Genomic DNA, 14,309 nt, shown 5'->3' with positions numbered 1-14,309 from the left:
GCCCCGGCGTGAGCGGCGCGTACCTGAGCGTCCCGGTCCCTCCGTGCCGCGCACCTCGTCCGCACCCGGGCCGGAGACCCAAGCCGTCCGGGCCAAGGCCGCCCAGGACATTCGGCACTACTTGGCGAACGCCTTCCGCATGCCCACGTGGACCGAAACGCCCGACGAGACGCAGGAGCCCGGGCCCGGCACGACGACACTCCCGGAGCCAACCCCCTCGACCTCCGCCCCCTCCACCTCAACGCCCGCGCAGGCCTCCCCGACTCCGGCTCCCGCGTCTTCACCCTCGACGCCCGCCTCCTCGAGTACGGCCCCCGCGCCCTCAGGCTCGGCGCCCGCCTCTTCCAATCAGGCCCCTGTGTCCTCGGAGCCCGCCTCCTCGGACGTAGACTCCGCGTCTTCGACTCCGGCTCCCGCGTCTTCAGCGTGGGTGCCCGCCTCCTCGGGCCCAGGTTCCGCGCCCTCGGCCGCCGCGCCTTCGCCCTCGGCTCCCGCGTCTTCTCCGTCGCCGCCCGACTCTTCGTCCCCCGCCCAGGCGTCCGCGCCTTCGCCCCTCGTCCCTTCGGTGTCGGCACCCACCCCCTCAGCCTCTGCGCGGTCGGCCTCGGCCCCCAGCCCCTCGGCACCGGGGCCCCTGCCCTCCAACCCGGCGCCTGCCGCCGGGGTTTCGGCCCCCGTGCGCACCCCCACGGAGCGCGTGCCCACCCCCACGGAGCCCGCCCTTCCCCCCTCAACCCCGGCATCCGCCCCCTGGACCTCGGCCCCCATGCCCACGCCCGCGGCCCCAGCGTCCGCGCCCTCGGCCCCCGACCCATCGCCCCCGGAGTCCGCCCCCTCAACCCCGGAGTCCGCCCCCTCAACCCCGCAGTCCGCCCCCTGGACCTCGGCCCCCATGCCCACGCCCGCTGCCCCCGCGCCCACGCCCGCTGCCCCCGACCCCTCGGCCCCCGACCCGTCGCCCGCGCCCTGGACCTCCGCACCCACGCCATGGGCCCCCGCGCCCGCTGCCTCGGCCTCGATGGCCGCACCCCCCGCGCCCGCTGCCCCGGCACCCCCCGCGTCCGCTGCCCCCGCCCCCGCGGCCCCGCACGTGCCGGCCAGCATGGGTGCTCCGCACCGCGACACCGAACTGCGCCGTACCTTTCCGGCGTTCCTGCCCCGTGAGGCAGGTGGTCGGGGCGTGTCGTTCGCCGGGACCTGGTGGGGCAACGCATGGGTCGACGCGCTGGAAGAGGGCGCGCTGGATCCGAAGCGGCTGGTCCGGGGCCGCGGTTACGCCGACCAGGGGCATGTCGACGCCATCACCGTGACACCGGGACTCGTGCTGGCGTACGTGCGCGGGAGCCGGCCGCGCCCGTACCGCGTGCAGGTGCGGGTGCGCACGCTGGCGGACGAGGACTGGGCGCGGTTCCTGGACGCGGCCGCCGACCGGCCGGGGCACATCGCCGCGCTGCTCGACAAGGAGCTGCCCCAGTCCCTCGCCGACTGCGGCGTCCCCCTGCTGCCCGGCCCGGGCGACCTCGCCCCCCGTTGCAGCTGCCCCGACTCCGGCCACCCCTGCAAGCACGCGGCCGCCCTCTGCTACCAGACGGCACGCCTGCTCGACGCCGACCCGTTCGTGCTGCTCCTGCTGCGCGGCCGGGGTGAGAAGGACCTGCTCGACGCGCTCTCCCGCCGCAGCGCGGCCCGCGCCGCGCGGGACCGGCAGCCGGCGTCCCTGCCCGGCGTACGCGCCACCGAAGCCCTCGCCCCCCGTCAGCTCCCACCACTGCCCCCGCCGTTGCCGGTGCCACCGCACCCCGAGCAGCCCCCGGTGTATCCGGCGGCGCCCGGCGGCCCCGACCCCTTCGCACTGGACCAGCTGGCGACCGACGCCGCCGCCCGCGCACACGCGCTGCTCGGCACCGGGCGCGACCCGGTCGGCGAACTGACCCTGTGGCAGGACGCGGTGCGCCTCGCCGCGGCCCGCCCCGGTTCCGGTCTGACCGCGACCACCCGCACGCTGTACTCCACGCTCGCCACGGCCACCGGCCGCACCCCGGCCGACCTCGCGCGGGCCGTCGCCGCCTGGCGGCAAGGGAGCCAGGAGGGGCTGGCCGTTCTGGAGGAGCCGTGGGACCCGCCCGCCGGCCGCTTCGACCGGGCCCGCCCACTGCTTCTCGCCGCCGACCTCCCGGCGTTCCGCCCCTGGCGCAACCGCCTCACCCACCCCCGCGGTCACGTGCAGCTCCGCCTCGGCCACGACGGCCTGTGGTACGCCTACGAGTCGGAGCCCGGCCAGGACGACTGGTGGCCCCGCGGCACCCCGGACCTCGACCCGGTCGGCGCCCTGACGGGCCTCGGCACACCGGACGACCTCTGAGCAACGCCCGCCGGAGAGGCGGCGGTCCGGGTCGGCATCGACGTCGCCTCCTTTCCGGTGGTGGGCGGTCGGCGCAAGATGACGTTTCGGCCGTTTCCGCAGCGGATGGTCATTCGACCCACGAGGCACGGACGAGGTGCGGGGAATTGAATGGGCGTGTTGGCCCGGGTATGGGTCCCTTTTGAGTCAAAGACGCCCTGGGAACCAGTCAGCCCTTGTCTTCCGGGCGTTTGTTGACAACGATCAACCAGGGGGGGACAACCTGTAAGCGGGGATACGGGCGGAGAAGCGGTTTTGAGTGAGCGAAGGCTGAGGAAGCGCTGTAGGCGATTACTCAGAGAACTCGATATAAAACCTCCACTCGATGTGCACGAATTGTGCAGACGTCTGGGGGACTATCGCGGCCGCCCCATTCGCTTGGTCCCGCACCCCCTGCCCGGCCCCGGGCCCTTCGGTGTGTGGATCGCCACGGACACCGTGGATTACGTTTTCTATCAGCAGGAAACCAGTCCGTCGCACCAGGACCACATCATCCTGCACGAGGTCGGCCATATGCTCGCAGAGCACACGGGAGACGAGTCCGACCGCGGATCCTGGCGGGCACTGCTGCAGGACTCCCCGCACGACGCCGGCGGCAGAGCGTTGCGGCGCATCGCCTGCGACGAGGAACTCGAGCACGAGGCCGAGCTGGTCGCGACCATCATCCTGGAATGGTCGTCGGTGCTGAACCATGTCGTCCCTCGCGTCGCCGAGGATCCAGCACTCGGCCCGCTGCGTTCCGCGCTCCACCCCCGCTGGGGGTGGATGTGATGTTCCAGGTGCCTCTGATCGTGCTCCTCGGCGTCGGCGTGCTGTGGAAGGGCGTCGATCTGGCGCGCGCCCCGTACGACCGGATGCTGCGTCTTCTCGTCGCCTGCCTGGTGCTGTTGCTGGGTGGCGAGGTCCTGAGTGTTCCCGAGGTCAACAGGGCGATCGACGGGGCCACGGCCCTGGGCGTCGGCAAGGTGGCGTTCAACGCGATCTACATGTCCGGCCTGTTCGCCCTCGACCTGTTCTTCGCCTCCTCCGCGCGCGGCACCGGCACCGCGTACCGCCGGCATCTGCGCCTGCACACCGGCCTCCTCGCCGCTGCCCTGATCGCCCTGTTCGCCTCCATGGCCGCCACACCCGCGGCGTGGCGTGGCCACTCGTTGGGCACCCCGCACATGGCCGAGCCGGCCGTCGCCTTGTTCTACATCAGCGGCAACGCCTACTTCGTCTACGCCTATCTGGCCTCGGGACGGTGGGCCCTGGCCTACGCCCGCAAAGCGGCTGGGCACTTCGGGTTCGGACTGCGGATCACGGCCCTGGGCCTCCTGGGGCTCGCCGTGACCTCGATCGACCGGATGATCCTTGTGGCGCTGCGGATCGGCGAACCCGGATCGCACCAGGGGTTCAACACCGTCAACTGGTCCCTGTCGGACTGGGCCATGGGGGTCACGCTCGCCGGAATCTGCTATTCGGCCTCCGTGCAGTTCCTGACCCTGCTGCGGTCGATGGCACGCCACCATCGCATGTACCACGAGCTCACTCCCTTGTGGACCGCGCTGACCACCGCTTACCCGGAGATCGTCCTGAACCGGCCGCGAGGCGGTTCCTGGTGGCGTCGTCCGCGTCGGCGCCGTACCCGCGGACAGCGGTTCTACCGGCGGCTCATCGAGTGCCGCGACGGACTGGTGCGCCTGAGCCCCCATCTGACACGCGTCGCGTCCGACGCCGAACTCGTCCATGCGCCGGCCGACGAACTCGCCCGGCACATCGCCGAAGCACTGGCCAGGCAGCCGGCGGCGGAGGCCTCTCAGCCCGAGCTGTCCGCGGTCCGTGTCGCGGCTCCCGCCAGTGGCGACCTGGAAGCCGATGCCCGCGAACTCATCGCCATATCGAAGGCCCTCCACGAAAGGACATCGTGAGCAAGGTACTGATCACCGCGGATCGCGTCATCGTCGGACCCGCGGACCGGCTGATCGCCGACGGCGCCGTACTGGTCGAGTCCGGCCACGTGACCGCGGTCGGCGCCGCCGACGCGCTGGACGCGTCGATCGACCCGCGGGTGCCCCGGTTGCGCTGCCCCGGAGCGACGGTGCTGCCCGGGATGATGGACTGCCACGTCCACCTCTCCTTCGACGCCGGTCCGGACCTCGTCAGTGCGGTGATCGACGCCGAGCCCCGCGAGCTGTCCGCCGCCATGGCGGACCGCGCCCGCCAGATGCTGGCCTCGGGGGTGACCACCGTACGGGATCTCGGCGACCGCGACGGGCTCGCCCTGGCGTTGCGCGCCTCCATAGGCTCCGGAGCCATCGCCGGGCCTCGCATCGTAGCCGCCGGCACACCGCTGACCTCCCGCGGCGGCCACTGCGGGTTTCTGGGCGGCGAGGTGGACACGGACGACTCGATCCGGGCGCAGATCGCCCGTAACGCGGCGGCCGGAGCCGACCTGATCAAGATCATGGCCTCGGGTGGTGCGCTCACCCCGGCCGGCCCCCGCATGTGGGAGCCGCAGTTCACCCCTGCCCAACTCCGCCTGGTGGTCGAGGAGGCGGCACGCCACGGTCTGGAGGTGGCTGCGCACGCTCACGGCACCGAGACCATCGCCCAGTGTGTGGATGCCGGCGTCCGGACCATCGAGCACTGTTCCTGGCGCACCGCTGAGGGCATCGTCTACGACCCGGCGATCACCGGCCGGATCGTCGACAACGACGTGTCCGTCTGCCGCTGTGTCTCGGGGGACTGGCGACTGTTCCTCGATCAGATGGGACCCGAACGCGCCCAGCGGATGATCGAGGTCATCCGTGACATGCGGGAAGCCGGTGTCCGCTTCATCGCCGGCACCGACGCCGGTGTGCCAGGGGCGCGGTTCGGTGACTATGTCGGGATGCTCGAATTCTTCGCCGCGCTCGGATTCGGGAACACCGAGATCCTCGACATGGCCACCGTTGACGCCGCGCATGCTCTCGGACTCACCGATGCCGGGGCCGTGGCTCCCGGGATGCGGGCCGACCTCATCGTCGTCGACGGCGATCCTCTGACCGAGTTGGGCGCCCTCCGCCGTATCCGGTGCGTCTTCACGGCAGGCCGTCTTGCCGTTCGTTCCGACGACGGCTGACCTGGAGGAGCCGGACCTGGCCGCTGGTGGTGCCAAGGGCACGTGCTGTCCCGTGCCCGGGGGCTCAGCCTTCCCTGTGTGCCGGGTCCATGGGCAGTCCCTCGAGTTCACGCACCCGCTCGATCACCTCGCTGATCGACTTCAGGCTCTTCTCCGAGAGCCCGGCGGTGCGCAGCGCGATCCGCTGCACCTTCGCATCGCGCAGCGCGGTGAGCAGGGACAGTTCGGCGTTCACCGTCTCGGTGACCCGGTCGTCGAAGAAGTACGCGGGAGGCACACCGAAGAACCTGGCCAGCCCCTCCAGGTGCCGGAGAGTCGGATTGTCGCGCTGTCCCTTGCGCAGGAGCCAGATGTAGCTTCCCGAGATCGGGATCCCGGCTGCGGTGATGGCGCGTGCGACCTCCTCGACGGTGTACGGAGGGCGACCGGCGGGTTTCTGGTGGACGAACAGATGGTTGAGCTTCTCCGCCAGGCTCTTTCCGGGCTCTTTGCCGCCGTCGGGCATCGCGTGGCCCCCTTCGTCGAAGCCATACCTTAGCGTCCCACTGATGTGTGACCTCAACAACCGGGCATCCAACAGCAGTTGACCGTGTAGAGGTCAGGGCCTTAGCGTTGGCTTCCGGTTCAACTGGCGTGCCAAGTTCATGTCTGCTCGTCCAACGTGAGTGGAGGCGCTTCATGCGCGGGTCTGCGGAGCCGTGTTCCCGACGCCGTCGCCCGCCATGGCGCGGGGCGACTTCCTCGGCGTGAGGCGATGCCGGTTACGGCTGCCCCGGTCGAACCCGACCGAGGACTGCGGCACGTACGGAAGTTGATCCAGGGCGCGGGCCCGGCTCGCGGGGGAGACGGTCAAGCGAGGGAAAGCATGGAACTTCACTTACTCGGACCGATAGAAGCCGTCGAGGAGGGCCGGGCGCGCGTGCTGGGCGGCATGCGCCCCAGGACTCTGCTGGCAGCGCTCGCGCTCGCGGGAGAGCGGGGCATGTCCCAACGGGAGATCCATGCGGCCCTGTGGGGCACGGCACCGCCCGCCACCGTGCGGGCGCAGGTCCACACCTACGTCTCCCGGCTGCGCCGAGCGCTCGGGGGACGAGCCGAGTTCGTACGCGCCCACGACGGCTACGTCCTGCGGCTCGACGATGTCACCGTCGACTACGTGGAGTTCCTGCGGCTGTCCGCCCAGGCCCGTACGGCCCTCAGGGAGAGCCGGTACGAGGAGGGTTCCGCCTTGTTCGGCGCGGCGCTCGGGCAGTGGCGTGGCCGGGCTCTGACCGGGGCCACCGAGTTCCTGGACCAGCAGGAAGGGCCGCGGCTCGAGGAGTTACGCCTGTCGCTGCTGGAGGAGAAGGCCGACGCCGACCTCGAACTCGGCCGTGGCCGGGAGGTCGTCGAAGAGCTGCTCGGGCTCGTCGAGAAGTTCCCCTTCCGGGAGCGGATGCGGGCCCAGCTCATGACCGGCCTGTACCGATGCGGCCGGCAGGCCGACGCCATCGCCGTCTACCAGGAGGGGCGCGAAGCACTCGCCGAACACCTGGGGGTCGACCCTGGGGAGACGCTGGAGAACGCGTTCCGGGCTCTTCTCTCCGGCAGCCTGCCGACCGCGACGACCGGCCGCCTCCCGCCCCCCGCAACGTCGCCCGCCGACAGCGCCGATCGGGCCGAACTGCCCTCCGATCTCCTCGATTTCGCCGGCCGGCGTACCGAACTGACGTTGCTGCGGCGGTGGTTGGCGGATGCCGACCCCGACGAGCCGTCCGGACCGGTGGTGATCACCGGCATCGCGGGCAGTGGAAAGACCGTCCTCGCCGTCCACGCCGCCCACGAGAACGCCACCGCGTTCCCGGACGGGTGTTTCTTCCTGCGTTTCCGGGACGCCTCCGATCGGCCCCGCCCGCTGCCCGCGGTCCTGGACGAGCTGCTCACCGGCCTCGGGGAACCGCCCGCGGCCCGCCAGGGACTGGACGACCGGCTGTGGCTGATCCGGCAGCGGCTCGCGCAGGGGCGGCGGCTCCTCGTCCTCGACAACGCCGGAGCCGGTGACCCGGTCGGCGCCCTGGTCTCCGCCGGTGGCCGCAACCAGCTCGTGATCACCGGCCGCCCCCGCTTCGCCGACCTGCCCGGCGTCCGGGTGCTGGCTCTCGGCGCCCTCCCGCAGAGCGAGGCCGTCACCCTGCTGACCGGCATCACCGGCCGCACCACCGCGGCGGGCGGTGCCCCCGACGCCATCGAACGCCTGGTCCACCTCTGCGACCTGCACCCCGGAGCGCTGCGTGCCGTCGCGGCGCAGCTCACCGCCAAGCCGCACTGGACCCCCGGCCGCCTCGCCGACCGGCTCGCCGACCACCGGCGCAACATGCTCGACCTGCTCCGCGTCGGCGGCCTCGACGTCGGCGAGTCACTGCGCGGGCACTACGCCGAACTCCCCGAAGCCCCGCGCCGCGCCCTGCGCCGGCTCGCCATGCTCCGGGCGCGCGCCATCTCCGTCTGGTCCGCGGCGGCCGCCCTGGAGCTGTCCCACGGCGAGACCGAGGACGTCCTCGAACAGCTCGTCGACGCCCACATGCTGACCGTGACCGGTGTGGAACAGGACGGCACCTTCGTCCTCGGACTCTCCCGGCTGATGCTGTCCGTCCTCACCGAGGAGTACGAACGCACCGAACCCGAGCAGGCGCCGGCCGAGGTCGCGGCACGCGTCCTGGCGGCCTGGAACGAACGGCTGAGGGACGCCGACCCGGTGACCTCGGCGGAGCGGGACGAAGCCGAGGCGCACCTCGCTGTCCGGCTCACCCGTCTTCCCCGCGCGCTGCCCGCCGGGCCCTTCGCCAGCAGCGCCGAATTCTGCCGCGCCTGCATCCGGGAGCTGCGGGCCGCACGGGCGGCGCGGCCCGCCCTCAGACGTATAGCGACGATATAGAACTCGGCCGTCGCCGTATAGCGGTGCTTTGCATGATTGCCATGAGCGATCCATTCACCCGCGAACTTCGGAGGCTCATCTCGTGTCCGACACCACAGCGCACCACGAGTTCACTGACGCGGCGGAACTCAGGCGCGTCAACCGGGCCACGGTGGAGACGTACATGAACACCACCGGCCAGGACCGACTCCGGCGGCACCTGCTGTTCACCGAGGACGGAGAGGGCGGTCTGTGGACGGCCGACACCCCCGGTCCCATCGCCATCCGCGGCCGCGACCGGCTCGGCGAGCACGCGGTGTGGTCCCTCAAGTGCTTCCCCGACTGGGTCTGGTACAACATCGAGATCTTCGAGACGCAGGACCCCGCCGTATTCTGGGTGGAGTGCGACGGACAGGGAAAGATCCTGTTCCCCGGATATGAGCCGGGCCACTACCAGAACCATTTCCTGCATTCGTTCCTGCTGGACAAGGGGAAGATCCGCCGGCAGCGGGAATTCATGAACCCCTTCAACCAGCTGCGCGCGCTGGGCATCGACGTTCCCGTCGTCCGGCGGGAGGGCATCCCCACATGAGGGCCATGATCGCCTGGTGGGACCTCACCGAGTCGGCCCAGACCGTCGGCAGTCTGCGCTCCTTCCTCCGCGACGAGGCCGTCGAGGCGTGGTCCGAACAGCAGGGCCTGGTGCTCAAACTCTGGATCGCCGACGACGAGAACAACCGCTGGGGTGCCGTCCTGCTCTGGGAGTCCGCCGAGGCGGCGGCGCCGCCCCACCCACGCAGCGCGGCCGAACTGATCGGCTATCCCCCCACTCATCGCACGTGGTTCGACATCGAGGCCACCGTCGAAGGCCGCCACGCCGTTCCCTCACTCCCCGGCCTCGGCCGGGCACTGGAGGCAGACAACCGATGACCACGCCCCCCACCACCGAGGCTGCCCCCATGGAGCCCGCCGAGTTCCGGATACCGCCCCCGCACCCCCTGCCCCTGCTGGGCACCTGGCTCGACCACGCCCGCGAACACGTCCGTGAACCCGGCGCCCTGGCCCTGGCCACCAGCGACGCCGATGGCCGGGCCTCCACCCGGATCGTCCAACTCAGTTCCCTCACCGACGGCGGCCTGGTCTTCACCAGCCACCGCGGCAGCCGGAAAGGACGCGAACTCGCCGCCCGCCCCTGGGCGTCCGGCGTCCTGTACTGGCGGGAGACCGGCCGGCAGATCATCATCGCCGGGACCGTCGAACAGCTCACCGACGCCGAGTCCGACGCGCTGTGGGCCGCCCGGCCCCTCACCACCCATGCCATGTCCGTCGCCTCCCGGCAGAGCGAAGTCCTCGAGGACGTCGACGCCCTGCGCGCCGAGGCCGAACGGCTCGCGGCGCTCGGCCCCCTGCCACGGCCGGAGGCGTACGTCGGTTACCGCCTCACCGCGCACACCGTCGAGTTCTGGCAGAGCAGCCCGGACCGGCTCCACCGAAGACTGCGCTACGACCTGACGGACGGAGCGTGGTCCGCCGCACGGCTCCAGCCGTGACCGCGACCCCGACGGTGGCCGGCCCCCGGCCGGTCACCGCCCCCGCGTACCTCCGTACCGTCCGCGCCCGCTTCCTGCGTCCCGCCGTACCTGTCCTCGGCGGCCGCGGCCCTTTCGTCCACGGCGTGGTGCCGTGGGGACCACTGCGCCACGGACTGCGGGGCCCACGCCCCGCGCAGGGCGAAGCGAGCGGCGGACACACGGTCGCAGGGCCGCTCACCGGCACCGTCGGCGCCGGTCCGCCCGCCGAGCGCCCGCAGTCCCGGCACCTCCTCCGCGCCCGGCGCTCGCACCACCGGCACCCCCTGCCCACCGGCGCGGCGTTGTGCTGCGCCGACCTGACCGGCCACCCGCGGGCCACCGGCCTCCTCGCCGCTCCGTCCGGCCCGTACCGGGCACGCCTCGGCCCCTACCGGACACGGCCCGGCCCCTACCCGGAATCGCCGGGCCCGTGCCAGGAACCGCCCGGCCTCGTGCACCGGACCCGGGGGTGCTCCACGCCCCCACGGCCGTCGCGCGAGGCGGAACCGTCGGGGCCCGGAATCCTCGCCGGCGGCCGTATCCCCGCTCGCTTCCCGGCCGGATGGGCACCACCGCCCTGAACCGGGACCTCGTCGTGCGACGGCTCGGTGCCCTCGCGAAGCCGGCCTTCGGCGGAGGGATCGCGCCGTCCGGTGCTGCCGCCGAGCGGAACCCCCGGCCCTCCGCCCGCGCCCTCGCCCACGCCTGAACCCCGCGGCCCACCCGCGGTGCCGCTCGCCGGCATCGCGGCCGAGCCCCTCCCCCCCCGCACCTTTCCAGCCAACCGATGGGATGCCCCGACCATGCATCGATACGTCGTGGCCGACGCCTTCACCAGCACTCCGCTGGAAGGCAATCCGGTCGCCGTCTTCCTCGACGCGGACGACCTGACCGCCCCGGTGATGCAGCGCATCGCCCGGGAGATGAACCTCTCCGAGACCACCTTCGTCCTGCCGCCGTCGGGCGGCGCCGACGCACGGATCCGCATCTTCACCCCGGTCAACGAACTGCCCTTCGCCGGGCACCCCCTCCTCGGCACCGCCCAGGTCCTGGCCGAGCAGTGGCAGGCCGACCGGTTCGTCCTGGAGACGGCCATGGGCGAGATCCCCGTGGCGACCGAGCGGGACGGCGACCTGGTCACGCGGATCCGCATGGCCCAGCCGGTTCCCGTCCGGGAACCGTACGAGAAGGCCGGCGAACTCCTCGACGCGCTCGGCCTCGACGCCTCCACGGTGCCGGTGGAGATCTACCGGAACGGTCCGCGACACGTCTTCGTGGGCCTGGAGAGCGTGGAGCGACTCGCCGCACTGCGCCCTGACCACCGCGCTCTGTCCGCCTTTCCCGACATGGCGGCCAACTGCTTCGCCGGCGGTGGCGGGAAGTGGTACACCCGCATGTTCTCGCCTGCCTACGGCGTGGTCGAGGACGCCGCCACCGGCTCCGCGTCGGGACCGCTCGCCATCCACCTCGCCCGGCACGGGCTGATCCGGCCCGGCACCGAGATCGAGATCGTCCAGGGCGCATGGATGGGCCGCCCTTCCACCATGTACGCCAGGGCCGTCCACGAAGGCCACCGGGTGATCGCCGTCGACATGAGCGGCAGCGCGGTCACCGTGGCCCGAGGGACCCTGCTCGTCTGACGACCGGAGCAAACCGGGGGAAGGAAACACACGCAGAGATGTCGCGGCGCAACGCCCTGACCAGCCCGTGGACCACGGTGGCTCGGGGGCGCGAACTCGACCATGTCCGCAAGGCGCTGACGACGACCCGCGGCGCCCTGCTCACCGGTGAATGGGGGGTCGGCAAGAGCCGGCTGCTCCAGGCCGCACTCGAGCAGGCCGCCGCGTCCGGCGCCGACACGACCAGAGTGAGCGGGGCCGTGCCCAACGGCACCACCGGATCGCTCGCCGAGTGCCTGGAACACCGGGTCGCCGGGACCGGCGGCCGCGCGGCACCGCCGTGGGTCCTCGGGCTCGATGACGCCCACCTTGCCGACCCCGCCGCCGCCGCCTCCCTGTACGCCCTCGTCCGCGGCGGACGTGTGCGGGTGGTGGCCTCCGCGCTGGCCGGGGTGGCGCTGCCGCCCGGGATCAGCATGCTCTGGGTGGAACGGCTCATCGAACGCCTGGAAGTCCCGCACTTCGCCCGCACCGACGCGGTCAAGGTGCTGCAGGCCCGGCTCGGCGGGCAGCTCGCCGCCGACTGCCTGGAGCGACTGTGGTCGGCGACCCGCGGCAACGCCCTGTTGCTGCGCGAAGTCACCGATGCGGCAGTCACCGAGGGCTCACTCCGGGAGGAGGACGGCATCTGGCAGTGGCGGGGCGAGCCGTCCGTCGATCCCGCCGGGCGGATCGCCGCCCTGGTTCAGCTGAGGCTGGCGGGGCTGCGCCCGGACGAACGCGAACTGGTGCAGCTCGTCGCGCTCGCCGAGCCCCTGGAGGCCGACCTCGCCACCAGCACCGGGCTCGGCCGCGCCGCCGAATCACTCAACCGCAGCGGCATCCTGGTCACCGAACGCTCCGGCCGCAGACTGCGGCTGCGGCTGACGTACCCGTTGTACTCCGCCGTCGTGCTGCGTGTCCTTCCGGAGCTGGCCGGGCGCCGGCTGCGGCGCCAACTCGCCGACGCCATCGAGGCGACGCGGATGCGCCGCCACGACGACGTGCCCCGGGTCGTCGCGCTGCGGCTGGCCGCCGGCCGGACGGTGGGCACCGAGCAGTTGCTGACCGCCGGGGAGGCCGCCCTGCGTACGCAAGACTTCGACCGGGCCGAGGAGCTGGCCCGGCTGGCCCTGCCGCAGGCCGGCGGTGCCGAGGCGACCGCCCGGGCCCGGCTGCTGCTCGGTCAGGCACTCGAGGGCCGGGGCAGGCACGCGGAGGCCGAGCGGGTACTCGCCGAGGTCCCCGGGCCGGACCCGCTGAAGGCCGGGGAGCTGATCGCGGTACGGGCCGTGAACATGGCCTACGGCCTCGACCGGTTGGCCGAGGCCCAGGCCGTCCTCGACCGAGCCCTCGGGACGGCACGCGGCCCCGCCCGGCTGCCGCTCGCCGGCGCCGCCGGGCTCCTCGGCCTGCTCGACGACCGGTGCGCCGACGTCGCCGCGGCTTTCGCCGGTCCCGGCGCCCCGCCGCTCACCGGCCTGGTCACCGTCCCCGCCGCCTACGCCCGGATCGAAGTCGGTGACCCCGAGGGCGGACTGCGGCTCCTGGCCACCACGGATCCGGCGAAGAACCACCGGTTCGTCGGCGCCGCCGCCCAGTGGGTGGGCTCCTTCGCCGCCCTGCACGCTGTCGGCGTCTCCGAGGCCGCCGCCCGGCTCGGCGGCATGCGCTGGTGGGACGAGGGCGACCCACGCGAACGCGTCCGGGTCGCGTTGCTGCGCGCCCGGCTGCATCGGGCGCGGGGTGACTGGTCCGCCGCCGTGGAGGAGTTGCGCCGCGCGGGCGCCCTGCAGACCCCGCCGGACTGGCTGACCGCGCCCGCCTGGACCCTGGCGCAGCTGGCCGCGGCCCTCGCCGAGGCGGGCGAACACGCCGAGGCCGTCCGCACTCTCGTCGAGGTGCGGGCCGTACAGGCGCGGAGCGTGCGCTACCCGCTGGCCCGCGACGGCGCCGCGCTGGAGGCCGCCCTTGTCTCCGCCCATGTGGGCGACCGCGCGGGGGCGATACGGCAGGCCACCGCGGTCGCCGCCGCCGCAGGCGCGGCCGGCCGGTGGGCGCAGGCGGTCGGTGCGCTCCACCTGGCCGCCCGGCTCGGGGTCGCGCGCGAGGCCGCCGCCCTGCTGCCGGACTCCGCCCCGCTGAGCGGTACGACGGCCCTGCAGGCCCGGCACATCCGGGCCCTCGCGCACTGGGACGCCGACGCCCTCGAAGGCGTGGCCGCGGCGCAGGCGGAGCTGGGGTACCGGCCGCTGGCCGCAGAGACCGCCGCCCAGAGCGCCCGCGCCCACCAGGCGATCGGCAACCACCGCAGGAGCCGTGCCGCCCGCGCGGTGTGCCGCGACCACCTCGCCGCCTTCGGCGGGACGCTGCCGCCGTGGATCCGGCGCGAGGACGTCCCGCCCGCCGACACCTTCGGCTCGCTGACCGTGCGGGAACGGGAGGTGTCCGCACTGGTCGCCGCCGGGCTGACCAACCAGGAGGTCGCCGACCGGCTCTCGGTGTCCGTGCGCACGGTCGAGAACCATCTGCACCGCGCGTACGGGAAGCTGGGCATCACCACCCGAGCTGAGCTGGCCGGACGGCTGGAACTCGCGCTGTGTCCCGGCGCGGGCACCCGCGCGGGCGCCACCGCCCCGGTGAGCCGTCCCCGCTGACGGCCCGGGAGCGGCGGGCGCCAGCC

General features: G+C 73.1%; 13 protein-coding genes. 12 read left to right on the top strand and 1 reads right to left on the bottom strand.

Annotated features, from left to right (window positions below; all coding sequences use genetic code 11):
* The first annotated feature begins 358 nt into the window (after positions 1-358).
* The 4 genes from AC07C1_RS03525 to AC07C1_RS03510 all read left to right on the top strand — a co-directional run bounded on the left by AC07C1_RS03525 (position 359) and on the right by AC07C1_RS03510 (position 5,504).
* Positions 359-2,362 (top strand): SWIM zinc finger family protein, encoded by a 2,004-nt coding sequence (locus tag AC07C1_RS03525; protein WP_478936639.1) that lies wholly within the window; start codon positions 359-361, stop codon positions 2,360-2,362.
* 552 nt (positions 2,363-2,914) lie between these two features.
* The gene (locus AC07C1_RS03520; protein WP_478936638.1) at positions 2,915-3,172 is read left to right on the top strand and encodes a hypothetical protein; all 258 of its coding nucleotides are present in this window, start codon (positions 2,915-2,917) and stop codon (positions 3,170-3,172) included.
* The gene (locus AC07C1_RS03515; protein ID WP_478936637.1) at positions 3,172-4,311 is read left to right on the top strand and encodes an MAB_1171c family putative transporter; all 1,140 of its coding nucleotides are present in this window, start codon (positions 3,172-3,174) and stop codon (positions 4,309-4,311) included. The genes AC07C1_RS03520 and AC07C1_RS03515 overlap by 1 nt, the downstream gene beginning before the upstream one ends.
* Positions 4,308-5,504 carry an amidohydrolase family protein gene (locus tag AC07C1_RS03510; protein WP_478936636.1) on the top strand — a complete coding sequence of 399 codons (1,197 nt, stop codon included), beginning with the start codon at positions 4,308-4,310 and terminating at the stop codon, positions 5,502-5,504. Before AC07C1_RS03515 ends, AC07C1_RS03510 begins: the two co-directional genes overlap by 4 nt.
* Before the next feature lie 64 nt (positions 5,505-5,568).
* On the opposite strand, the gene AC07C1_RS03505 is transcribed toward AC07C1_RS03510, so the two are convergent.
* Positions 5,569-6,009, bottom strand: a complete 441-nt coding sequence (locus AC07C1_RS03505) for a helix-turn-helix domain-containing protein (protein ID WP_478936635.1) — start codon at positions 6,007-6,009, stop codon at positions 5,569-5,571.
* A 360-nt stretch (positions 6,010-6,369) separates the two neighbouring features.
* Here AC07C1_RS03505 and AC07C1_RS03500 point away from each other — a divergent pair, with 360 nt between their 5' ends.
* The 8 genes from AC07C1_RS03500 (at position 6,370) to AC07C1_RS03465 (ending at position 14,283) form a co-directional block, all read left to right on the top strand.
* A complete protein-coding gene (locus tag AC07C1_RS03500) occupies positions 6,370-8,418 on the top strand; it encodes an AfsR/SARP family transcriptional regulator (protein WP_478936633.1) in 2,049 nt (682 codons plus the stop codon).
* An 82-nt stretch (positions 8,419-8,500) separates the two neighbouring features.
* A complete protein-coding gene (locus AC07C1_RS03495; RefSeq protein WP_478936632.1) occupies positions 8,501-8,989 on the top strand; it encodes a PhzA/PhzB family protein in 489 nt (162 codons plus the stop codon).
* A complete protein-coding gene (locus tag AC07C1_RS03490; protein ID WP_478936630.1) occupies positions 8,986-9,327 on the top strand; it encodes a hypothetical protein in 342 nt (113 codons plus the stop codon). The genes AC07C1_RS03495 and AC07C1_RS03490 overlap by 4 nt, the downstream gene beginning before the upstream one ends.
* Positions 9,324-9,947, top strand: a complete 624-nt coding sequence (gene phzG, locus AC07C1_RS03485; protein WP_478936629.1) for a phenazine biosynthesis FMN-dependent oxidase PhzG — start codon at positions 9,324-9,326, stop codon at positions 9,945-9,947. Before AC07C1_RS03490 ends, phzG begins: the two co-directional genes overlap by 4 nt.
* Positions 9,944-10,549 carry a hypothetical protein gene (locus tag AC07C1_RS03480; protein WP_478936627.1) on the top strand — a complete coding sequence of 202 codons (606 nt, stop codon included), beginning with the start codon at positions 9,944-9,946 and terminating at the stop codon, positions 10,547-10,549. Before phzG ends, AC07C1_RS03480 begins: the two co-directional genes overlap by 4 nt.
* Entirely contained in the window at positions 10,531-10,677 is a 147-nt protein-coding gene (locus AC07C1_RS03475; protein WP_478936626.1) for a hypothetical protein, read from the top strand. The genes AC07C1_RS03480 and AC07C1_RS03475 overlap by 19 nt, the downstream gene beginning before the upstream one ends.
* Positions 10,678-10,771: 94 nt before the next feature.
* Entirely contained in the window at positions 10,772-11,608 is an 837-nt protein-coding gene (locus AC07C1_RS03470) for a PhzF family phenazine biosynthesis protein (RefSeq protein WP_478936625.1), read from the top strand.
* A 38-nt stretch (positions 11,609-11,646) separates the two neighbouring features.
* Entirely contained in the window at positions 11,647-14,283 is a 2,637-nt protein-coding gene (locus tag AC07C1_RS03465) for a LuxR C-terminal-related transcriptional regulator (protein WP_478936624.1), read from the top strand.
* The last annotated feature ends 26 nt before the right edge of the window (positions 14,284-14,309 follow it).

The sequence above is a fragment of the Streptomyces sp. NPDC045022 genome, from assembly GCF_056432605.1.
This window is presented reverse-complemented; position numbering and strand designations above follow the sequence as displayed.